The sequence below is a fragment of the Desulfoconvexum algidum genome (assembly GCF_055382125.1).
Map to the genome: position 1 here is coordinate 3,724,970 of NZ_AP042394.1, position 23,184 is coordinate 3,748,153.

Here is a 23,184-nt window from a genome sequence, read left to right on the forward strand (position 1 = left end):
AACCTGTTTCGCTTTGTTTCTTAACATTTCATTTTATTCAGTTAAAGCGATATTCATATCCATTTTGCGAGCATGAGGTAAAAAATTATTTTTCTTTTTTTTCATTTCTATGTACTAATTTTCTTTACCATAAGACGCCTCTGAACATTCAGCACATGCTGTGTCTACCCCTTCACATGCAGATCCGCTTTTTCATTCGAATGGTTCGGCTGTTTATCTTTATGTAAGAGGTTGAACTTCAAATTCTTTTATTTTGTAAAGTAACGCCTTGTAACTAATCTCCAGAATTTTTGCAGCACGGGATTTGTTCCAACCAACCTTCTCCAGAACAAAAGCAATAACTTCTTTTTCCACTCTACCAGAAGCAAGTTTTTTAATCTTTTTTAATGAGATATCTTCAAATAGTTTGTCAGAACTTGTAGAAATATCTATAAATTGCGATATGATTCTTGTAGAATCGTCTACAACAGGCTTTGCGCCTTTGCTTTGCCCTTCTTTTTGGATAGTAAGGTTTGTTTCCGGACACTCCCTTGGCAGTTCTTCAAGAATTTTTTCCCATGAATTGTAAACCAACTGCATTTTCATACAATTTTTAAGCTGGCGAACATTTCCAGGCCACGGGTAATCGCAAAGCCGGGTAAGGGTCTGTGAATCAGGCATACTGCATTGACTTTGAGGGTGATTCAATTGGTTTGATCTGTAGAAATATTCAATTAGAGACGGGATATCCTCTTTCCTTTTCCGCAGAGGAGGAATGTGAATATTGATAATATTCAACCGATAAAAAAGGTCTTCCCGAAAGGTTCTATTCTTTATTTTCTCTTCGAGATTCTGGTTTGTCGCTGCAATCACCCAGACATCTGATTTATGCTCCTGATCCGATCCAAGGGGGGAAAATTCACCGCTTTGAAGCACATGGAGTATTTTTGATTGCAATAGTATTGGCATATCACCGATTTCATCAAGGAAAAGAACCCCTTTGTCAGCCGTTTTAAATCTACCAAGCCGATTTTTATCAGCTCCAGTGAAAGCGCCTTTCTCATATCCAAATAGTTCGCTTTCAAGCAGGGTTTCAGGCAGTGCAGCGCAATTTATGGTTACAAATTTTTTTGCAGCCCTGTTGGAATTTGCATAAAGATTTTGCGCAATGACTTCCTTACCGACACCCGTTTCACCAGTTATTAATACATTCAGACCTGTATTAGCTACATTATTAATCAATTCAGTTATTTTTATTATTGATTTGCTAATTCCGATTAAGGGCGTCGTCATAATCTCATTGCCTTCCAATATCTTGGTGAATGAATGGTTTCACAGCGCCTTGTATAGTAAATAGGCTCGTGATTTTCCGATCCTGCATCGTCACAAGTTTGTTTTTTACGTAAATTATATTTTTAGTAAGCCCGCAGTGACTTGTCAATCAGGGAAACCCTTAGTTTTGATAAAAAGACAGGATAAACTTGAGTTTTCGAAAAATGGCTATAAACATTCTAAACACAATATGAGATGATTAAGTGGCGTACTATAATCAAACATTTTTTTGTGAGTTAATTATGACCATGAAAATTCCATGCGCCAAACGTCTCCCGTTCATTGTCACTGGTTTGTCATTTTTGCAGCCAGCTCTTACAAATATTCAATTTAGTAATCTTACTTTAATAGCGACTGCATTGGTACTGGGAGCTCAATGTCATAAAGTTAAGATTGTTAAATAAGCTTTTGATTTTATAGGTTTTTATGGTATAATAGTGAATGTTATTGGAGCGTCTAACATCATAAAAATAAGGAGAAAAAATGTCAAAAAAATTAAAAGAAAATACAATAGTTGGCATGGAAGCTGCATTTCAAGACATGTGCCGAGTTGATCAAATTTCTCAAAAAAATTCTATATTCTCAAGATTTTGTTAATCGACACAAAAGATCTCCAAAAGACTTTATACGCCATCGACTACTCACCTTTCAAATGCTTTTTCTTTATTTCATAAACTTGCCGAAAGGATCATATCAAGATGAGTTAGACCATTTTTTTAAGGCTTTGTTCAAATTAGATGTCGCTGTTGCTGTGGTCTCCAAAATGGCATTATGTCTTGCACGTAGGAAGCTTGAATATTCTGCTTTTGTTGAACTCAACCAGCACCTGATCGAATTTTTCTACAAACATTTCAAAATTATCAAGACATGGCACGGATTCAATCTCTTAGGGGTAGATGGTACGACTCTCAAATTATTTAAATATAACGATATCAGAGATCATTTCGGAGTGATGAAACCAAATAAAGGCCCCGAGGTTCCAATGGCACGCGTATCTCAAATGTTTGATGTCCTAAATAAATTAACTATTGATGCCATTATCAGCCCCTATCATGTCGGTGAAAGAGAATTATTACACCAACACATGCTTAATTTGATGCCAAACGATTTGTTACTCTTGGATCGGGGATATCCTGCATATTGGGTTTTTAATCTGATAATATCGCGTGGTGGAAATTTTTGTGCCAGGATTTCCAAACAATGGAAAATAGTAAAAAACTTTATCGAATCCGGATCAAACGAAACTATTGTAAATCTTCATGCCTCGTATCAATCAAAAAAAGAATGCCTGGAGATGGGGCTTGATATATTGCCTTTACGTTTACGTCTCATCCGTGTTGAGCTTGAAACCGGCCAAATTGAAGTTCTTATCACATCACTAACCGATGAAAAAAAATTTCCCCAAGAAATATTCAAAAATTTGTATCATCTGCGCTGGCCGGTAGAAGTTGATTATTTATTTATGAAGGAGCGCATTCAAGTTGGAAACTTCTCAGGGGAATCTTCACTATCGGTTTATCAAGATTTCCATTCAAAGGTCTTCACTAAAAATCTTATTTGGGTTCTTGCTTCACCAGCCCAAGACTCTGTTGAAAAAACAAGGGAAGAAGACAAGCAGGAACGACAATTAAATATGACTCAAGCCATTTCAAAATCCAAAGATACACTATTTTTACTTTTCAAAAGACCTGCTGAAAAAATAGTGCAGTTAATTCAACAAATTTATGCGGTTTTCATATTTGCGACTGAACCCATACGGCCAGGACGGAAATTCGAACGAAATCACAAAGTGAATAAGCGTGAGCATTACATGAATTATAAACCTTGCCGTTAAGTTTATGACATTGACTGGGAGCTAAGTTCAATCTTACTGAAATAAGCCGTATGTGGTTGAAGGAAAAAAGTGTAAGTACCCTTTCATATTTGTTATCAGATGCTAAATTTTATATCACTGAAATGGGAATTCTTTATGTAGCCCAGCTGAATAGCCGAGAAACATCTGGATATCTTCACTGAGAAATTGGACAAAATTATTGTAAATGGTATCGCTTTCTGAACTGATCAGAATAATACCTGAGAGTATATCCGGATTTCCCACATCTTCTATGAAGGTTTTGGCGCTTCCGGAAACCTGTGTCATCCATATGAAAAAGAATATGTAAAAAATATAAAATTTTCGCATTTCACCTCTCTGATGGAAAAATTAATCAATCGTTCACACTATTAATGTTATTTCAATATATTATGTGAGTATTTACAAAAAATATACCGTTATAATAGAGCCTGGCAATCACTACCCATCGATAATTACACCATTTTGCAGATTTCAAAAAAATCAACGGTTTTAATCGGGCATTCACTATCTGAAAAGACTGCCTTTAGTTTTTACTCTTGGCGCCCGAAATCACCCGCCAACTCTGAAAGTTTTTCCAAGGCACCATTAATGGTAAACGCCTTGAGATCAAGTCCATCCACGTCATTGTCCAGGTCGAAATCTGCATACACACCTGAAATTTGTACAACAATACCGGTGATGGGTGATTTGGGACCCCAACCCTGGCTGTTGGCAGCCTGCACACTAAAATAATAGGATCCATTTTGCAGGCTGAACTGGTATTGATCTGCACTTGGAGGCAGAGAATCAGCTGCCACTTGCCAGACAATAAGTTCAGCACCGCTGATGGCAATATCATCTATCCATATACCACCATAGGGAGAGCCCCAGTAGCTGCCAGTCTCGAAGTCAGATCGAAACCGGATCAAAAGATCTTCAGGTTGATCGGCAAGATCAATTTCGACCTCAAGCCATCCCTGGTCCCATTCTGTGTCTGTCACATCGAAACGTGTGACCCAGGTCTCACCATTATCAGCCGATGTCTGTAAAAGGAGACGGGCATCGAGCAACACGGCTTTGTACCGGAAACTCAGCGTGGTATCTGCATTTGCCCTGACCGATTCAGCCAGGTTCAGGTCAAGGTTTCCCAAAATATCCGGCGGTAAAAAAAATCCATTTCCTGAATATCCTTCACCTGAAGCCACCTCCCAGTGAGAAGACCCCGTCCAATCGGTGAGATCGTCACAGGAATCGAAAAATTCCTCGGCCTCATATTGGCCTTTAAGGATCTGAAATTGTATTACCTCTGTCCGCCTGACAGCAGGAAAACTCCAGATGATATCTATTTCACCGTCTGTATCGATTTGATCAGAAAATTCCTCAAGCAGAGGTAAAAATTGTGGTCGGATATTAAAAAGACCGGATAAAAGCGAACGTGTTCCCGAACCGGAAGAAGAGTCAATAAGAACCTCTGTCAGTTTATACCAGCCATTATTTAATCCGCCCCAGCCATAATTGATATGATAGTAGCCTTCACCGTCTTCCTCATCGAGCCCGTCCACCACGACAGCGTGTCCCGGATAAGTTGTCACTACTACCTGTTGTGCAATTATATTATTACGCACAGCAGCATCAAAGGCGGCCTCATCGTCACTGCGGTTAATAAAGCTGCCGGCCTCATAATAAAAATGAGAATTCAAAGACGAATTCAAATCAACGATTGAAGCACTGGAACCATTGTGGTCATAATTTATTTCAATGGCGACACCTAATTCATAGAGAAGCTCTGACACCGCATCGACATTCTCCTGCGATTCCTCATACCATGGATTATAGGCATCCAGCATGGCTGCCCAGTCGTAGGGATCAGAAAAACCAGCCGCCAGAAAAGTGTCCACGCCCTCTATCTCATCAAAATAGGAATGGGAGCCTGTCCCCCGGGTCGGCCAGTTGTAATATTTCATCAACTGACCTCCAGCTGTGGCCACACATCCGGTCGGCATCCGGCCGTAATAATAGGTGGATGCCTGGGAGTCCGTGGGACACAGCGCGTTATAATGACGATTCTGATTCCAGGTCGTGGTCATAAAAGGACCAATAAGGGGACTGTCACTGGCTGCCTTGACAATGAGATTTTCTAAACTGTTTTCCTGGGTAAGCAATTTCTGCCAAAGCAGTTGATTTTTTGAACCAGTGTTATTTTGGGGGGTCCCCCCTGCCACCCCCTTGCTTACTATTTCTGCCAAAGCCCGGCGGCACTGGTCCAGATCACCCAACAACAGGGTTCTGAATGCATTATCAGGATGATCAAGAAGATTGAGATCGCTTTTCGCACTGAACGTAATCACCGGGAAGATAAGATCGTTGCCTGAGATGATTAGATATCCTTTGGGAGAAAGATTTACATGGAAGGCCAAGGGGTTGTTTTGCTGATCCTTAGCAATTTCGGATACGGTTTCCACACGATACGTGTTCCCTTTGTCTGCTTCATGCTGAAAGATTTTATTTCGGTCCAACCAGTTCTGGGCTGCCTGCCGGACCTGTGTTTTATCCATCTGGGCTGCATGCAGTTCAATTGCCAGGCAAAAAATTGCCAGAAAAAATAACATTTGTTTCAGAAACCTGCTCATTTTATCCTCCATTTTTAAATACTGTCTCCCGTGCTCTATTGAATCATCAGAAAAACCGCCAAAAAGCAAGGCCCTTCTTTAAAAATAAACAGGCTGCCAACCACAAACGTCCAAGCGGCGGCCTGAAACCATTCCACGAATGAGAATTCAGACACATATTCTCTAAACTAATTTGCTGGTTGATATGGGTCTGGAGTTCCAAGCAGGATATGTTCGCAACGAAGTTGCCTGGGTGACCTCTGAAAATAATAGGCAATTTTTATCAAAACTAAGGGTTTCCCCGATTGAATTTATTTTTTTGATTTGATATCAATATTGTATTCCTGAAAAAAATTGCACATATTTTTTATCCTGTCATACAAGGTGGTTAAGAGCCATATGAACTTATTAAGGTCAAATATTGATCCCAGAAGCAATATAAATCGCAGACAACTCAACATTGATTCTGAAAAGCCGGAACAACGAAAATATGAAAGACGGATTTCAGGAGAGCGGCGTGGTTGTTGGGTGAGATCCTCGGAATGGAGTTCATTTGATCTCCAGCTTAGAAACCGATATTTTTGGTCAATATTGAAAATGTAAATAAGTGGTTTTATATTCCGAATATATAACCTCTGGATTGTGGTCCATTTGTTTTTATTTTAAAGGAATCTTATGAAAAAGAAACGATTTTTAACATTTATCCTATCGGTCCTGTTTTTGGCCGCGACGGCTCAGGCAGCAACGTATACGGTGCCTGATGATTATTCAAGCATCCAGGCTGCAATTAATGATGCCGGTTACGGTGATACGATACTTGTGGAACCCGGCACCTATAATGAAAATCTTGTATTGAAAAGCGGCGTAGATATTCTTGGGGCCGGGTTTGAGACCACCATCATTAAAGGCGGCCATTTGTCCAACGTTATTTCTGCATCTAATGTGGACAATGCTGTTTTTGACGGATTCGCAATTACCGACAGCAGGCAGGACAGCGGTTATGCCGGGATAAGAATAAGCGGCGGCAGTCTGGCGATCAGCAACAACCTGGTCACCAACAACATCAGCGGTATACGCATCACCGGTGGATCCTCAGCTATTATCAGAAACAACATCATCACCATTAACGGTATCTCGGGCGGCACTCTGGATTATGGGATCATCAGTCTTAATTCCACGCCGCTGATCACCAATAATATTGTTTCCCGGACCAACGGTACCGGCATATACATCGGCTGGCTGGATTCACTGGGGACCCAAATTGTCAATAATACCATTGTTGATAATGATGACGATGGGATCTGGTGTTATAAATCTGCACCGACCATAAAAAATAATATTATTGTCGACAATTCATTCGGCATCGCCGCCTCTCACGACCCATTGGCTGTACCTAAAATATCTTACAATGACGTCTGGAACAATTCAGATAATTATAATTCACAATCAGGCGGTGTATCTGCTCCAGGGACTGGGGATATATCCTTAGATCCGCTGCTCATTCCGCCTGCCTCAAATTTTATCCGGGGATATTATCTGAATGAAGAATCGCCCTGCATTGATTCCGGAGATCCTAATCCCATCTACAATGACATTGATGGCAGCAGAAACGACATGGGAGCTTACGGCGGCATGGACGGATTGCCGAACCCTGGTTTTTCAAGTGTAGAGAGCGGTTTTGTATTTACGACGGTGGGCAAGATTCCAGTTTCAGAAATTTCCCAGACAACCGGAAATCAGGGCGGATTGGCCAATGTCTCACCGGAAGCGGCAACGGACCTGCATATCTACCCCTACGCGGATGCCCCTTTTGGTGGTAAATTGTGGATCAGCGGCCTGTTCGGTCCCCTTGACGATGATGTTCGATACTACCGGATAAAGGTGGGCAGATGGTCTCCGTTTAAAATACAGTATCAACCCCTTGAAAATGCACTGACCAAGGTGTTTTATACCGTTAATACAGACGGCATCGTTACCGCTTCCCGGGAGACCATCGGCCCTTTGAAAAACTGGAAAAATCTCAAAGGTTTTTACAAAAGAACCGACAGCGGATACTGGGCTCACAGGGATTTAAAAATCGTCTGGGATACAAGCTGGTTCGAAAATGGGCTGTATTCACTGACCTATGAAGCATACGACAGTGCATTAAATCTTGTCTCATTAGACCCAAATGCTCAGTCGCGTATTATCCTGAGAATTGACAATACACCTGTGGAGGCTAACATTCATAATGTGAAATACGATGACGGAACCATTATTCCTGAGTGCGGTATCATCAATCTGGCCGACAGTCTAGAAAATCTGCAGTTTTACGTGACAGCCTTGCACCCCAACGGATTCCTTAGAAACTACAAACTTTCCGTTTTGTATGGCAAAAACAAGGATGCAGGATATGTTGATGCGGATCAGTATGTTGGATCAAATGACGGAAGCCCTCCCGTTTGGAAAGGCATCAATAAAACACTTGATTCCTGGCCAGCCATGAAAGCCGGACATCTTGATCCATGGAAGGACCCCGGCTGTGCCTACCAATTCCATTTGCGGGCCTGGGCCCGGACCACGGATGGTTATACCCACATCCGTTCTGCAACCTTCGATGACCATTACTACATCCAGATCAATTCGCAGAACAGCTGCAGTGCAGATATTGACAATGACGGCACAGTCGATGGAGCAGATTTGATTATTTTTGCGGATGAATATGGAAGCACCGGCAGTCGGTAAACAAATCAGCACACTATTATGACAAACCAGTGATTTTGGCCGAGCCTTTTGTCGCGATTTTCAGAAGGCGCAAATAAACAGCAACCCGCATTTATCATACAATCGGGAAAGAACCTGACCAACAGGGTTCTTTCCCAGGCCCCTACAAGACCACATTTCACAACCATTGCAGATTTCATCTCCAATCAAACGGCTTTATTTCATCTGCGGTCCTTAGTCATGTTTAATCCAGACAATCCCTTTTCCCAAATTCGGCTGCAAATACTGAATCCGGAGCAAAAGCCGATCCCAAACAACCCGACAACCCGACCCATTTTTTTTTACTTGCCTTTTTTGCTAAGTCGGGGGTCAGGGGCTATAATCCTGCCTGGCCAAAGTTATCGGCCAGATCCTCCAGGGTGATCCGCCGTCAGCCGTCTGCCGGATGTAGGCGGCAATGTCCTGACCGTCCACATCCTGATCCATTGTAAAATCTCCTTTGGCCGCAGTGGAACGGGCCAGTTGGTAAATGAAAAAATGGCTCAGCTCAATTTCTATCCGCTTGTGAACATAATCCACTATTTTATTGCCTTCCACCTTTTCCCATTTAAACGTATCAGTATTCAAGGTGAATACATCCAGTTCCGACGCATCGAAAGCCCCGGCAGCGTCAAGATCCTGGTCCGTATATTCTACCTGAAGGGTAGCCGGCTCATTGAACAAGGACCCTTCAGGACCTAAATGAATGGGGATATTGATACCAGTCAAAACCTGGGGCATGGGAACCACCTCGGCGGGAAGCTCACTGACGCTCATCAGGCTGTATTCGCTCAAAGAACCGCTCGGGATTTCGATCCCGACAAAATTGAAACCTGAAGTTTCATTTGCGACGGAAATATTGCCGCCCTGCGGTGAAATAATGTGTTCTGCCACCGTTGCCACCGAATAGGGATAAGCCTCAAGGCTCAGATCAATATTCGGGGTGGTCTGGGGCATGACCACTTCAGCCTCCCGGCACTGCATGGCATACCCACTGGTCACGGCCTTGACCACATATTTGCCCGAGGGCAACCCCTCAATGGTATAGGTCCCATCCGATTCTGAAATAGTTCCCAGGATCGACAAAAATAGAATATTCCCCATTGATGTCCGTGGTAACTTTATAGCCTGCCCGGGAATGATCCGCGGATAGAATTTCCACCAGGGCATCATCCCGGAAGTTTCCGGTCTGGGATTCCTTGACCCTACCGTAAATCCTTGTTTTCAACGGCAGGTCAAAGTCGATCCTGGTCTCTGTTTCCTGGACCGCAACAATATTTTCGGCTTCGCTGCAGTCAAAGGTCCCCTCAAGGGCTGTCCAATATTAAATAAAGGAAAAACAGGTAAGATTCTTGTTATAGTGACCTTGCAATAAACAGGAGGCATGTGAGGCAGGCACCATGTATAGAAAAGTTGATAAAACCGATCGTGTTTTTATAAGACTTGAAAATCAATTGCTCAACCGGGTGTCCTTTTACCACCAGAGGAAAATAGGTCAGGCAATTGTAGAGAACAACTTTATCCGGTATCAATTCGATACCCAAACCAGCGAAAAAGTGGAAGAAACCCGCAAGTGGAGACAGGACCTGCCCGATGAACTGCCGCCTGTCATTGATCAATTCATGGCAGAAGCCAATGTAGAAGGTGAGGTTTTGTCCACCAGACTTGTTTACATTTCCCCTGAATCTAAAATATTTAAGATAAGACCTTTGCCCCAAAATCCCTGCTGGATCATCCGAACCCTTGACGACACTGCAAGGAAAGTTCATATCATTGATGCCGTAACAGGTGAGCCACTGGGGTATGGACTTCCAGCGCCCTATGAAGGGTTTTCCATGCATGGACCCGACCATCCTCCGGATTGTGATGATTCCGCTCCCCTATGGTATGATCATGCCCAGAATGCCCATAACTGGTTTGAAACCATGGGCTATGACACCATCCGGGACGGCAGTGCTCTGGGTTCTGTTGTGCAGAGCCATATCCAGTCTGATAGCACGGTCATGTTTTACGAACTGGATCACGGCGGGGCCACCTCATTTAAAAACAGATGTGACGACGATATCTATCCTGGATTCAAAACTATGCCCCCATGGGGTTTGCCTTTATCGGAAGTTGCATGGGACTTGCCAGCACAGGAAACGGGACATTTGAACATGAGTTCAGAAGGGAAGGGCTATCCCAGGATACCGTTGCCTATACCTATGGCCAGGCCAACCTTGCCTACCCCAATTGCACCGATGATGGTCGAAATTGTATGTTGTACCGGGGAGACGGTGATCTTAAGTTTTCCGGAGACAATGTGCCCACGGTGAAAAGAAGCATCTCAGGCTCTAAATATAATTTCAATTTCCTGGGCTTTGATATCTCACCACTTCCAGGTGTCCCCAACCGGTTGAACCACAGACCCTATTTTGTCAGATCCAGCATCTATGTCCCGTCCGGACACCTTACACTGTATACAAGCACCACAAACCCATACATAGACCTGTCCTTTCTAAACAGCTCAAAGCTGACCGTAAACGGAACATACCTGGATGCAGACGGGTCCAACGGCGGCATTAAATTTGTTTCCGGATCAAACCCTGGCAAGGGCATGCAACTTAACGGGCAGCTTAAAATTTATACCGGGGGTGAGGTAAGGGTGTATGAATAATGCCAATTAAAAATAAAGAACCGTACATTCTAAATTCGCGTCAGGAGAGATCTATGAAAAAAATAATTCTGCTCATAATTTTTATATCTGTTCTTTTACCGATTTCTGTCCTTCCGGCAATCGCCGACATGAAAAGTTCAAATTATAAAATTCAAACCAGTGTGGTATCCAGTGGCGGGAATGACATGGGGTCCGGAAATTTTGATACCCTTTCCACCCTGGGCCAGTCCTCACCTGTCAAATCAATGGCATCCGATCATTTCAGCCTTAAGTCCGGTTTCTGGCAGACAATGACACAGGGAGGATGTGTTTGGAATTTTGAGCCTGATGGTGATTTGGATGGCGCGGATCTGCAGATGTTCATCCAGGGAACTGGACCAGGAGGCTATGGTCCGTCCGAACTTCAAAGTTTTACAAATGAATTTGGAAGGACTGACTGCTTCAACTAAATCCCAAAACCGAAATATCCTGGTTGCGATTTTCATTATAGGAATGAATCAAGTGTCTGCTTCCAGGTTTATGTTCTTATGATTATAACAAAAAATAAGGGTTTCCCTGATTGACCTCGGCCTTTTAATCTCCTATAAATTTACGCATGCATCATAACGGTAAGAGGAACGGTTACTCTCCGAAATTACGCTGTTTCTGAGAACTTATTGATATTATTCCAGAAAATCACTCTGTCCTCTAAAAAAACCGTTTAAAAATCAATATTCATCTGCTCTATCAAAAGGAGAACTTAAATGGAAACAAAAAAGGCTATGGCTGGTATTATTTTATCTGTTCTTTTATTCTTCATGGCAGGGAGTGCACAGGCGGCATTGATCAACGGAGGCCATGTATCGGGTGTGATTTCTTTGGCTGATGAGGCGGACATCTATACATTTACGGCACAACCCAGCGATCATGTGGAAATCCGGGCGGTCGATACCAGTCTCACCGGCGATCTGTATCCGCAAATGGAGCTCTATGGCCCTTCCGGGGGTAACTACTTAGCGCAAAGCTACGCGGATGTTGTCAGTGTTATTGCCTATACCGTCAGGGAAGGCGGAACCTATACCCTGCTGGTAAAACACTGGAGCGTGCGTCCTCCGACCACAGGAAGCTATGACGTGTATTTCGCCCGGATACCCGGTGCAAATGAACTGGGGACACTTGAAAATGACACGGTGACTTCAGAAACCATTGATCTTGGGGACCTGGACACCTACACTTTTAAGGCGCAACCCGGCGATCATGTGGAAATCCGGGCGGTCGATACCAGTCTCACCGGCGATCTGTATCCGCAAATGGAGCTCTATGGCCCTTCCGGAGGTAACTACTTAGCGCAAAACTACGCGGATGTTGTCAGTGTTATTGCCTATACCGTCACGGAAGGCGGAACCTATACCCTGCTGGTAAAACACTGGAGCGTGCGTCCTCCGACCACAGGAAGCTATGACGTGTATTTCGCCCAGATACCCGGTGCAAATGAACTGGGGACACTTGAAAATGACACGGTGACTTCAGAAGCCATTGATCTTGGGGACCTGGACACCTACACTTTTAAGGCGCAACCCGGCGATCATGTGGAAATCCGGGCGGTCGATACCAGTCTCACCGGCGATCTGTATCCGCAAATGGAGCTCTATGGCCCTTCCGGGGGTAACTACTTAGCGCAAAACTACGCGGATGTTGTCAGTGTTATTGCCTATACCATCACGGAAGGCGGAACCTATACCCTGCTGGTAAAACACTGGAGCGTGCGTCCTCCGACCACAGGAAGCTATGACGTGTATTTCGCCCAGATACCCGGTGCAAATGAACTGGGGACACTTGAAAATGACACGGTGACTTCAGAAACCATTGATCTTGGGGACCTGGACACCTACACTTTTAAGGCGCAACCCGGCGATCATGTGGAAATCCGGGCGGTCGATACCAGTCTCACCGGCGATCTGTATCCGCAAATGGAGCTCTATGGCCCTTCCGGAGGTAACTACTTAGCGCAAAACTACGCGGATGTTGTCAGTGTTATTGCCTATACCGTCACGGAAGGCGGAACCTATACCCTGCTGGTAAAACACTGGAGCGTGCGTCCTCCGACCACAGGAAGCTATGACGTGTATTTCGCCCAGATACCCGGTGCAAATGAACTAGGGACACTTGAAAATGACACGGTGACTTCAGAAACCATTGATCTTGGGGACCTGGACACCTACACTTTTAAGGCGCAACCCGGCGATCATGTGGAAATCCGGGCGGTCGATACCAGTCTCACCGGCGATCTGTATCCGCGCATTGAGCTCTATGGCCCTTCCGGGGGTAACTACTTAGCGCAAAGCTACGCGGATGTTGTCAGTGTTATTGCCTATACCATCACGGAAGGCGGAACCTATACCCTGCTGGTAAAACACTGGAGCGTGCGTCCTCCGACCACAGGAAGCTATGACATTTATTTTACCTCAATACCCGGTGCAAATGAACTGGGATTAATTTACGACGACGATACTCTATATGAAATCATTGATTTAGGAGACCTGGATACCTACACCTTCATCGCCAATGTCGGTGAGAACTTTGATATCCAGGTTACTGATATAAGTGCCCTTGGTCAATTGACTCCCCGGATCGAATTATACGGCCCATCGGGAGGCAGTTACCTGATGTCCGATTATGACAATGATATTGCGCATATTTCCGGGACAGTCTCTGAAATAGGTACATATACCGTTTTGGTTAAGGATGGGAACAATGGCTCATCAGCTGTCGGCGAATATGAAATCAGATTTGTCACGGATGGCGACAATGATATCGACGGGGAAGACCTTTCCGAATTTATCGTTGATTACGCCAACCTGAATAGGCCATACGCAGACAAAGACGGAAATGGGCGCATTAATTATCAAGATGTCGCCAGGTTTGCCCGGGAGTTCGGAAACAACTAAAAAAAGAATTGGCCATAGCGAAAGCGGTCCGGGCGAATTAAAAAGGGCGGCCCCAATGGTTTGGAGCCGCCCTTGACCTGAAATTCACGCTTTTATCTGGCGTCTTGGGGAGTAAAGCAACCGATTTTTCCAAAGCCGGCAGCAAAACCTCTCAATTCGTAAAGGTTTCCGGTTAAATTTTGTATCAGAAGAGAAACATCCTGTCCATCAGAGTCACCGTCCCTGTCCCTGTCACCGCCGGCGCAGTCACAGGCGTTACCAATTCCATTGAAGTCTGAATCCCGTTGGTCTGGGTTGAATGTATCCGGACAATTATCGCAGACATCGCCAACCTGGTCCTCATCCCGGTCATCCTGGTCCGGGTTGAACCTCATGGGACAGTTGTCTTGTTCATCTTTTACTTTATCATTATCAAGATCCTCATCCGGATCCACAATGATACTGTCGTGATAGGTCACGGATATGTTTCCAGCCTTGTCCATATATTGTACATAGACAGTTGCATAGCCGTTTTCATTCGGCTCAAGCTCCCATTCCATTTCACCAGGATTTTCCATCCAGTCCGTTGCAAAACGGGTAAAGGGTTCACTGCCGAAAAGCGGGGTGTTGTTGGCAACCCGGATAAAAGCATCGTCGGGTTCTGTATCAAAAGTCAGCTTAACGATTGGCCCTGTTGCGGAAATGGTTCCCCGGTTGATGGTGACCCACCCCTTGGGGGGTATGGGATCCTCTTTGGGAGTTCCCGTAAAAATGGGACCGGGCACACTCCGGCTTTCATATTCTCCCACTGCAATCAATTGATAGAAATACTGCTGACCGTTTACCAGGCCCTCGTCAAGATAAATTCCCGGCATTTTTGCAGATTTCGGGTCTATTTCTGCCACCTGGATCAGTCTTTTAGGAGAAATCCCCCGGAATAAGATAAGCATACGATATGCAGCGTGGGAGGGGTAGCGAATTGTGTTGGTTCTTGAAAAAAGAAGAGGTGTTGGATCTTCATCTCCCAGGGTTGTGATCACTTCTGCGTCAAAGGGCCTTGGCAAAAGGTCGTCTGCAGGGTCCAGAGGATCGGCGTTTCGGTTCACTTCCGAACCGTCGATTTCACCACCGTTATCCGTATCCGGGTCACAGGGGTTGGTCCCCAGTTTAAATTCCGCTCCGCTGGAAAGTCCGTCATTGTCGGGGTCCTTATCCGCATCTTTGATGGAAGGGTCAAGGCAGGAATAACGCCATTCAAACCTGTCAGGCATCCCGTCATAATCAGCGTCAGGATTAATATCAGAATAGCATTCAAACACCTGGAAGGCCCGGTTCAAAAGCCGGGTAAACTTTTCTTTCTGGTTCGAGATACCTTGAGCGACAACCGATACAATATAGCTCCCCCGGGTGCCGGGATTTTTTTCTGCTTCCCTTTCAGACACACCCTGCTGTGAAAAAGAAGCCGTGCGGGTGAAAACATTCCCGTATACCCCATCGTCGGCATCACCGTCATCATGCTGACCGTCATCAAAAAGCGGCAAGGAGAAAAGCTGGCCGTCCGGTGTGCTGATTTTCGCCAGAACGTCTGCATTGAGAACCTCCCCTCGCCCATCGGCCAGACTCACCAGAACGGTCATGGGAAGCCCGGCCAGAAACTGGGCGCTGATGCGGCAGTTATCCTGGGAAGGCGCCTGGCTGAAGTATAAGTCAGCTTGAACGCCTTGTGTAAATTTACCGGAAACAGCCACCATGTAATGAGTGGATTCATCCGCAACAATTTCAGCCTGCCAGCTGCCGCCCGGGACAATTCCAGGAAACTGGTAAACCACATGGGTTTGATCTTGAAATATTTGAGCATCACCGGGGCCGATGGCATTTCCATTAGGATCAAAGAGTTTAACATAGGCGACAGCGCCTGGATTTTCCCAACTGAAAGCAAACACAGCCATGGATAATTTTCCCTCATCAATATGAATGACCTGATTCACCATACCGCCGGTCATGCCGGTGGCAAAGAAAATCCGGTCTTTTTTCTGGATGGAATCGTTAATGGACAAATATACATCAGAAATCCGATTTCCGATGGTCATACCGAATAGAGAACTTTTGGCGCTGACCGATGCAGATGTATCTGTTACGTCGACATAGTAATAATCCCCTGTACCTGCAGCAGCAATGTCCTGCATGAGATTCTGATCAGTCTGGGGCCCGAAAGCAATCGTATCAATAATGGTATCGCTGCCCGGGCCAGTGGTAAAAATCGGCTTCACATCATCATCACAGGGGGATGGTCCATTGCTGCAGTTAGGAACAGTGGAATCCCAGCACCGGGCCTCGTTTTCCATACCGTCGCTTAACAGCACAATATGGTCAACAGCAGAAGGGATTCCCTGTGCATCCAGCCGATCCTGAGCACGAACCATGCCGTCACCGATTCCCGTCCATCCACCTGCACTGATATTGTTTATTTCATCTTTAGCATCTATTCTGCTGACGTCGTTCACCTCCTGAAGATCATGCCTCAGCTCGGCGTCATCGTTGCACTCGTTCAGATCTCCGGTAAAACTGATTACCCCCAGTTTATCCAAGTCTGCCGCGGCATCAACAAAAATATTGGCTGCGGCTTTTGCCGCATCTATTTTAGGGGTGGCCGACGGCAAGGTCATGCTCCCCGATCTATCGATCACAAGCATCTGATTGCGGACCAGCTTGGCATATACTATGGCGTTTCGCTGGGTGGACTGAATCCCGCACTCTCCTGCTTCAACCTCACACAGGCATACCCGCAGGTCATAAAAGGCCTGGGAGGCATCGGCCACGGGCGCCTGCACAGACAGCCAGTACTGCCCGCCCACATAGGCACCTGTCAGCACTGGTGCCTCCTCTGAATACCCGATGGAACTATTTTTCACAAAAACAGTAAAATTTTCCTTTGAAAGACCTTTCACCGAAATACTGCCGGTACCGCCGGGGGTAATGACCGAGGGCCCATTAACCTCCAGACGAACCTGGAAGCGATCCGGATCGGCATGCTCTCCAACATAAGCCTGGCGGGAAAAAGTCGGTCTTTTGATGACCATTTTTGCTGCGCCGCTTCCAAAAACATAGTCAAAACTTCCGCCTTCACTCAGACCCGTAACAACTGCTGCAATCTTAATAAATGGATCTGAAGGGTTATTGATAAATGCCTTGTAAAAAGAATTTCCCCGTCCCTTGTGAAGCTCCACGACCCGGTCCGGAGCCTTAATTCCGATAACAGTCCAGCTGATATCCGCATCATTGTCCGATGCTTCACCGCGAAAACCAATTATTTCGCATTCACCGGACGAGTCGACATCCACCTCAAAATACTGGGAGGCCCAGGCATTGACACTTGAGGAACTCAGACTATTTGAAAAACCGACAGAACTTCGGGAAACTTGATCATAAACTGTCCCACCGCCGCTCAAGGTCTCATCAATATAAAAATACTGATGGGAATCAGAAATGGATGAAAGATCAAAGTTTTTAGTATAGTTGGTAATGGAAAAATCCTGAAAGACCTTCTCCAGGGACAATCCGGGTTCAAAGCCATGGAGGGTGTCACGGAGAACCTCCATGGCATCGGGATTGTCCGGATCGGTATTATTCCAATAGGATTCAATCACATCAACACCCCGCTCGGGCTCGGAAAGGATACTGCCAAATTGCTCGGTCAAATAATTCCAGAAAAGAGCAGCTTTGTAGGAAGCGCTTGTCAAGGTGATATTGGGATTGCTCAGATAATCGTTTATTTCATCAAGGTAGGTAATACACCCGCCATTTTGATCAAGATCCGTGTATATTTTGTCCTGCATCAGCCGGGCTGTACCCTCACATGTCCATTTTCCCCAGGTGCCGCCGCAGCTGCCGCACCCGGTGGAACCGTTGTTGATATAAGCATACTGAACATGATGAAAGAGCTCATGCCCGGTGACAAGGCGAAGGCAGGGTTCGGCCTGGGGCTGAAGATACGGCGTGTCCAAAGAGATCCGGCAGAAATCTGCCCCTCCGATATTGGATGAGTCATAGCAGCAGACCTCGGCAGGATCCGTGTTGAAAAAAGGGGCCAGAAATCCCAGGTCGGTAAAAGACTGATGATGGTCATCCAGTGCATCGGACACCCGGTTGGCATTCGTGTTGGAAAAAAAGTCAGGATCCGTATTGTCATTGGTATAGCTTTCCTGATAATTGAATACCGGTGTGTTGATGGTATCGTCAAGATTCCCCGGGCATGCAGCCCAGCCCAAAAAAGAATAAAATAAAAATTGAAGGATAATTAGCAAAGAAAATAATTGTTTTTTGTCAAGGAGTATGTGGGCCCAAATAAAAAAAAGATTAATCTTCTGTCTGACCAAAATTGGCTGAAAAATCCAAAAGATCGCTTTCATCGACTTTGCCGTCGTTATTCATGTCGCCGCTGCAGTCATCGCTGCAATCCGTTCTGCCGAAATCTGAGAGAAAAACAGCAAGATCCGCTCCGTCAACATCACCGTCTTCATCCAGGTCTCCGGCAATCAGTTTGTTCTCTGCTAAAAAGGTTGGCGTCATTTGTGTAAACTCACCGCCGCCATTGGGAAAACGAGCCATACTTATATCTGCTGATTGTTCTCCGAAACTTACCTCATCAATTATCGTCTGGTCGGGAGATGCCAGTAAAATGGTTTCACCCGAAGCGGAAAGTTTAAAATTTGCATGTAATCCTTCCTGTTCTTCATCCTTATCCGCCCAGATGATCAGATATCCATTTGCAGAAATTGATACATCTGGAAAAATCCATTGTGTGGGCTCGGCACTGTCATCGCTGAGATACCAGCCTTCTAAAGAGATATCCTTGTCACTGTTATTGTACAGTTCAATCCAGTCGTCATACTCATCATCCTGATCGGTGACAATTGTTTCGTTATCGGCCATGAACTCATTGATTACCAGGTCTCCTGGGGTATCGGCAACGGATACGGTATAAAATTCATTTTCCGCACGTGCCGGAGAGAATACGGCCGCACTGCTGTTTTCCGCATAGATATAATAGGCAAGGTCTCCCGACCCGATGGTGAGAGAAACACCGTAGACACCGTCATTTTCAGCCCCATCACCGTGACTGCCGTCATCATACATCGGCACTTTCACAAAGACACCGCTCTGACGGTATCCAAGTTGGACCAGAACGGCATCTTGTACATTGACTGCAAACCATATGGTGGACTGTGAGGACGCATTCGACGGCGAGGAAATATCGGAAATAGAAGGGGGAGAGCCCTGGAATTCAGATTGTGAATCCAGGTAACTGACCCTTGATGCCATTAACTGGGCGATGCCCACGATAGTATCCCGGCCGAGCCCGATTGAATCTTCAACATTGTTAAAAAAATCGTTGTCTGTATAAAATTTATTCTCATCAGCCTGAACATAGGTTTCGATAATGCCCTGAATTTCAAATGCCCGGTCTGTGTACCAATCATCCTCAAAGTTTTCATCAATGATGGTTTTCATATGTGCGACGTACATTTTTTTATAAGTGGCGTTGGTAAGAATTTTATTTACGATGGGATAAGATGGGTCAGTTGAATTCAAAAAAGGGTCCAGTTGCTGCAGGCCGCTTATATTTAAAGGAGGCCCATCGATCAGCATGCTGAAAACACCGAAATTTTCATTCAAATCCCATAGAATCGGATTAAACCGGCCTGCCCCATCCTGGTACAGATAAAAATTATGGCCGATGTTGATCGGTGAATCCAGATTGACTGTCAGGATATCAAAAGCCAGCATCCACAGCAGACGATCCACATTCAGAATCTCCTCTACCTGGGATGTGGAATTATTGAAAACATAAAAAAATTCGATCAACTCATCCCAGCCGTCATCTGATTCAATCTCGTAATAGTCGTAATAACTCTCCTCACTCCCATCAATATACCCCCACACATTCCCGGATTGGAATATATTATCGACCTCTCCTTTAAAACAGGGGTTGTTTTTACTTCCGAAATGATTTTTAAGAAAAAATTTGTCCACATCCTGAACGCTCGTATAGAGCCCTATGTGGATTTCGTTTATATATACATCGATAAAATTTGCCTGGCTCACAGGCATGTATTTCCCGGCGATTTCATAGCTGAGGACTTCTCGGACAAAGCTGGGATCTTTATACACGTTTGCAAGTTTAAGAGTTCCGTACCCGTCAAAATTTTGGTCCTCAATAAGATAATCGAGCTTGATATTCAACGGATTTTTTATCCATTGAGACTGGTAACTGCTGTTCCCTTTATACCGGATACCGACGTCTTCGTATGAGATACCGTTGATGACAGCTGTCCCCACAAGCCGTTCTTCATCTCCTGCCGCATACAGGTCATCAAGCAGCTCGTCCCAATTGGATTCTGTAAAAGTGATGGAAATTGTATTGACCGTATTGATGTCGTAAAAATCTGCTGCCTCTGCCTTGATGCAGAAAAATATCAACATCATAAAAGAAACCTGTAAAATCAATTTAGCAAAAAAGGTTGATTTTTTTTCTAAAATGGCCATTGGTTATCCTCCCATGTATTTTTTTTGAACTTCACGAAAAAGCAGAACTTAAAAACAAAGTCTGTTTTTGGGCATTTATTTCAAATATAGTCTTCAAAAAAAAAGCTTCTTTTTATGTAGGAAACAATTGTGTGATAATTGTGATGAAAATGCATGAAAAAAAAGAGTTTTTTAAATCGCTTTTATAATGCGTTGTCGTTTCCGGTGGTGTCGTATAGATCATCATTCGGGATAAAAAATCACCAGCATAAAAAATCGTATCCTAGGAATGGCAATATAAAAAACCTCATTATTCTCAAAATCAATATCTTTTTGAACTTTTACTGTGCAAATTTTGTCTTGTTTGACTAGGACATCGTCATCTTCATCAAATTAACTATGGCATTTTCAGCTGACGGATTACCTAAAAAATTAGTTTCTACATCCCAAATATAGCAGCAAACTCCACAAGATATGATTTTTTCAAAACACCGCTACCCGGTCTTCAAACGGAATGGTCTGGGTGGAATATCTGGCAATGAATCTGGGACTGGACCATGACGGACGTGCCTACGGCGGTGCAGTTACAGGATTGGGCAATGTCGTTACCGGTCCGGGCCAATACGGCCTGCTCTGGCAGGTACATGAAGATAACTATACGCCGGATGTAGATACTATTTCCAATACATTGTTTACGGTCTGGGCAGGCGGGAATGATCTTCGCAGCATTACCGATCCGAATGATGCACCCGGCGTCATTAACAGCGCCATAGGCAATATCGAGGATGCTATAACTTCACTTTATGGTGCAGGGGCAAGAAATATCCTGATCCCCAACCTCCCTGATCTGGGGATAACACCGGAAGTCAACTGGAACCTTGCCCTGTCAGGTGCAGCCTCATTTGCCAGTGGAATATTCAATCAGGAACTTGGTACCATGATAGATTCCCTCTCATTTTCGGGTTTAAATATTTTTGAACTGGATGTATTCACCTATTTAAACGATGTCATTATTCCCGGAGAATTTTTTGCCAATATAACCGACCCCTGGATAGGTTCCGGAGAAAGCCCCAGTGAATATCTTTTCTTTGACGGCATCCATCCTACTACTGAAGGGCACTGGCGGCTATCAGAATATGCGGCACAGACCATTAATGATGCGACAAATTCCGTCCCTGTTCCGGCAGCAGTATGGCTGCTGGGTTCAGGGATTCTCTGCCTTGCCGGGATCAGAAGAAAAACCCGTTAAATTCTCCTGTTCCATTTACAACCAGAACTTAAAAAAGCACTGCACAGGCTGCAGTGCTTTTTATTTTGACAATCCAAAGGGATCAGGTATAACTGTTCCAGAGGATTTTATACCATGGCAGTATTTGAATATAAGGCGTTAAACAGCAAGGGGAAAAAACTATCCGGGATCATTGATGCCGAAAGCACTTCTGCTGCCAAACTAAAATTACGGCAACAGGATATTTTTCCAACTTTATTCAAAAAAATTGAATCCGGGCCTGTCGTCAACAAAAAAAAATCAACCCCATTTTTTAAAGGGATCAGCCCTTTTTCAAAGGTCAGTTCATCTGAGCTCTCCATGATTACAAGGCAGATGTCCACCCTTTTGTCGGCCGGGTTCCCTTTGGTTAAAGCAGTTGCAACCCTTGTTCCCCAGACCAAATCCAAAACCATGCAGAGAGTCCTTTCAAGGGTCAAGGATGCCATTGAAGAAGGCAGCAGTTTTGCAAAGGCCCTTGCACTCTATCCCAATGTATTCTCACCGATTTTTATTAATATGGTAAATGCAGGAGAGTCTTCCGGAACCCTGGAAATTGTTCTGGAACGGCTGGCGGATTTTACCGAAAACAGAGAAGATTCAAAAAAGAAAATCCAGGCCTCCCTTGCCTATCCGTTTTTAATGTCTTTTATCGGGTTCGGGGTGTTGCTTGTTCTCTTGACATATGTTGTGCCGGGCATCGTCAATATTTTTTCGGACATGAACCAGGCACTGCCGATGCCCACCCGCCTTCTTATTTTAGTCAGTTCTTTTTTCAAAGCCTATTGGTGGGGTATTGTTTTGACGCCCTTTCTTTGTTTTCTGGTTGTTTTTTTAATACGAAAATCGGAAAAAGGTGCCTACTTTATCGATAACCTGTTAATCTCACTGCCCATCGTCGGAACCCTTTTAAAAAAAATCATAGCCGCCCGGTTTACAAGGACACTCGGCTCGTTGCTGGACAATGGGGTCCCCATGCTGACAGCCCTGAATATCACCAAGAGTATTGCAGGAAACAGGGTAATATATGAACTCATTTCAAAGGCCTGTGAAAAGGTTGAACAGGGGGGAGAGTTAGGAGAAACGCTTTCCCAGAGTACTGCCTTTCCCTACCTTGCATCCCAGATGATCAAAATAGGAGAAACCAGCGGCGAAATGGAAAAAATGCTGGAAAAGACAGCCGATCTTTTTGAAAAAGATGTTCAAACTGCCGTTACCGCAGCCACATCCCTGATTGAACCGATCATTATTCTTGTTATGGGGGTTGTGGTGGGGGGTATTATTCTGGCCATCTGCCTGCCGATTTTTGAAATCAATCAACTGATCCAATAACG

At 44.7% G+C, this 23,184-nt stretch carries 14 protein-coding genes and 1 pseudogene; 9 read left to right on the top strand and 6 right to left on the bottom strand.

The genetic code is table 11. From position 1 onward, the window contains the following. Positions 1 to 219 precede the first annotated feature (219 nt). Complete coding sequence (locus ACZ45G_RS17055; protein WP_464171686.1) at positions 220 to 1,272, bottom strand: sigma-54 interaction domain-containing protein; 1,053 nt, start codon at positions 1,270 to 1,272, stop codon at positions 220 to 222. A 589-nt stretch (positions 1,273 to 1,861) separates the two neighbouring features. Here ACZ45G_RS17055 and ACZ45G_RS17060 point away from each other — a divergent pair. After that, positions 1,862 to 3,145: an IS4 family transposase gene (locus ACZ45G_RS17060; protein WP_464179966.1), complete on the top strand. Its 1,284-nt coding sequence runs from the start codon at positions 1,862 to 1,864 to the stop codon at positions 3,143 to 3,145. Between the two features lie 551 nt (positions 3,146 to 3,696). On the opposite strand, the gene ACZ45G_RS17065 is transcribed toward ACZ45G_RS17060, so the two are convergent. After that, on the bottom strand, positions 3,697 to 5,775 hold the full coding sequence (locus ACZ45G_RS17065; RefSeq protein WP_464171687.1) for a C10 family peptidase: 2,079 nt from the start codon (positions 5,773 to 5,775) through the stop codon (positions 3,697 to 3,699). Positions 5,776 to 6,429: 654 nt separating this feature from the next. On the opposite strand from ACZ45G_RS17065, the gene ACZ45G_RS17070 reads away from it, so the two are divergent. After that, the gene (locus ACZ45G_RS17070; RefSeq protein ID WP_464171688.1) at positions 6,430 to 8,478 is read left to right on the top strand and encodes a right-handed parallel beta-helix repeat-containing protein; all 2,049 of its coding nucleotides are present in this window, start codon (positions 6,430 to 6,432) and stop codon (positions 8,476 to 8,478) included. 348 nt (positions 8,479 to 8,826) lie between these two features. On the opposite strand, the gene ACZ45G_RS17075 is transcribed toward ACZ45G_RS17070, so the two are convergent. After that, entirely contained in the window at positions 8,827 to 9,600 is a 774-nt protein-coding gene (locus ACZ45G_RS17075) for a carboxypeptidase-like regulatory domain-containing protein (protein WP_464171689.1), read from the bottom strand. 296 nt (positions 9,601 to 9,896) lie between these two features. Between ACZ45G_RS17075 and ACZ45G_RS17080 the strand changes: the two genes are divergently transcribed. From ACZ45G_RS17080 to ACZ45G_RS17090, 3 genes are read left to right on the top strand one after another with little or no spacing between them, the layout of a single operon-like run. After that, complete coding sequence (locus ACZ45G_RS17080) at positions 9,897 to 10,811, top strand: hypothetical protein (protein ID WP_464171690.1); 915 nt, start codon at positions 9,897 to 9,899, stop codon at positions 10,809 to 10,811. Further along, positions 10,799 to 11,152 carry a hypothetical protein gene (locus ACZ45G_RS17085; RefSeq protein WP_464171691.1) on the top strand — a complete coding sequence of 118 codons (354 nt, stop codon included), beginning with the start codon at positions 10,799 to 10,801 and terminating at the stop codon, positions 11,150 to 11,152. Before ACZ45G_RS17080 ends, ACZ45G_RS17085 begins: the two co-directional genes overlap by 13 nt. A 53-nt stretch (positions 11,153 to 11,205) precedes the next feature. Next, positions 11,206 to 11,601: a hypothetical protein gene (locus tag ACZ45G_RS17090; protein ID WP_464171692.1), complete on the top strand. Its 396-nt coding sequence runs from the start codon at positions 11,206 to 11,208 to the stop codon at positions 11,599 to 11,601. A 339-nt stretch (positions 11,602 to 11,940) separates the two neighbouring features. Here ACZ45G_RS17090 and ACZ45G_RS17095 read toward each other — a convergent pair whose 3' ends face one another. Further along, complete coding sequence (locus ACZ45G_RS17095) at positions 11,941 to 12,111, bottom strand: hypothetical protein (RefSeq protein WP_464171693.1); 171 nt, start codon at positions 12,109 to 12,111, stop codon at positions 11,941 to 11,943. Between the two features lie 153 nt (positions 12,112 to 12,264). On the opposite strand from ACZ45G_RS17095, the gene ACZ45G_RS17100 reads away from it, so the two are divergent. Then, complete coding sequence (locus ACZ45G_RS17100; RefSeq protein ID WP_464171694.1) at positions 12,265 to 14,079, top strand: hypothetical protein; 1,815 nt, start codon at positions 12,265 to 12,267, stop codon at positions 14,077 to 14,079. Between the two features lie 92 nt (positions 14,080 to 14,171). Here the strand turns inward: ACZ45G_RS17100 and ACZ45G_RS17105 are convergent, their stop codons facing one another. After that, positions 14,172 to 18,362 (bottom strand): VWA domain-containing protein, encoded by a 4,191-nt coding sequence (locus ACZ45G_RS17105; RefSeq protein ID WP_464171695.1) that lies wholly within the window; start codon positions 18,360 to 18,362, stop codon positions 14,172 to 14,174. A 52-nt stretch (positions 18,363 to 18,414) separates the two neighbouring features. Next, entirely contained in the window at positions 18,415 to 20,604 is a 2,190-nt protein-coding gene (locus ACZ45G_RS17110; RefSeq protein WP_464171696.1) for a CotH kinase family protein, read from the bottom strand. Positions 20,605 to 21,085: 481 nt separating this feature from the next. Here ACZ45G_RS17110 and ACZ45G_RS17115 point away from each other — a divergent pair. From ACZ45G_RS17115 to gspF, 3 genes and pseudogenes are all read left to right on the top strand, one after another. Continuing rightward, positions 21,086 to 21,703, top strand: a pseudogene (locus tag ACZ45G_RS17115) (SGNH/GDSL hydrolase family protein); the annotation flags it as partial. Positions 21,704 to 21,733: 30 nt separating this feature from the next. Then, the gene (locus tag ACZ45G_RS17120; RefSeq protein ID WP_464179968.1) at positions 21,734 to 21,832 is read left to right on the top strand and encodes a VPLPA-CTERM sorting domain-containing protein; all 99 of its coding nucleotides are present in this window, start codon (positions 21,734 to 21,736) and stop codon (positions 21,830 to 21,832) included. Between the two features lie 114 nt (positions 21,833 to 21,946). After that, a complete protein-coding gene (gene gspF, locus ACZ45G_RS17125) occupies positions 21,947 to 23,182 on the top strand; it encodes a type II secretion system inner membrane protein GspF (RefSeq protein WP_464171697.1) in 1,236 nt (411 codons plus the stop codon). Positions 23,183 to 23,184 lie beyond the last annotated feature (2 nt).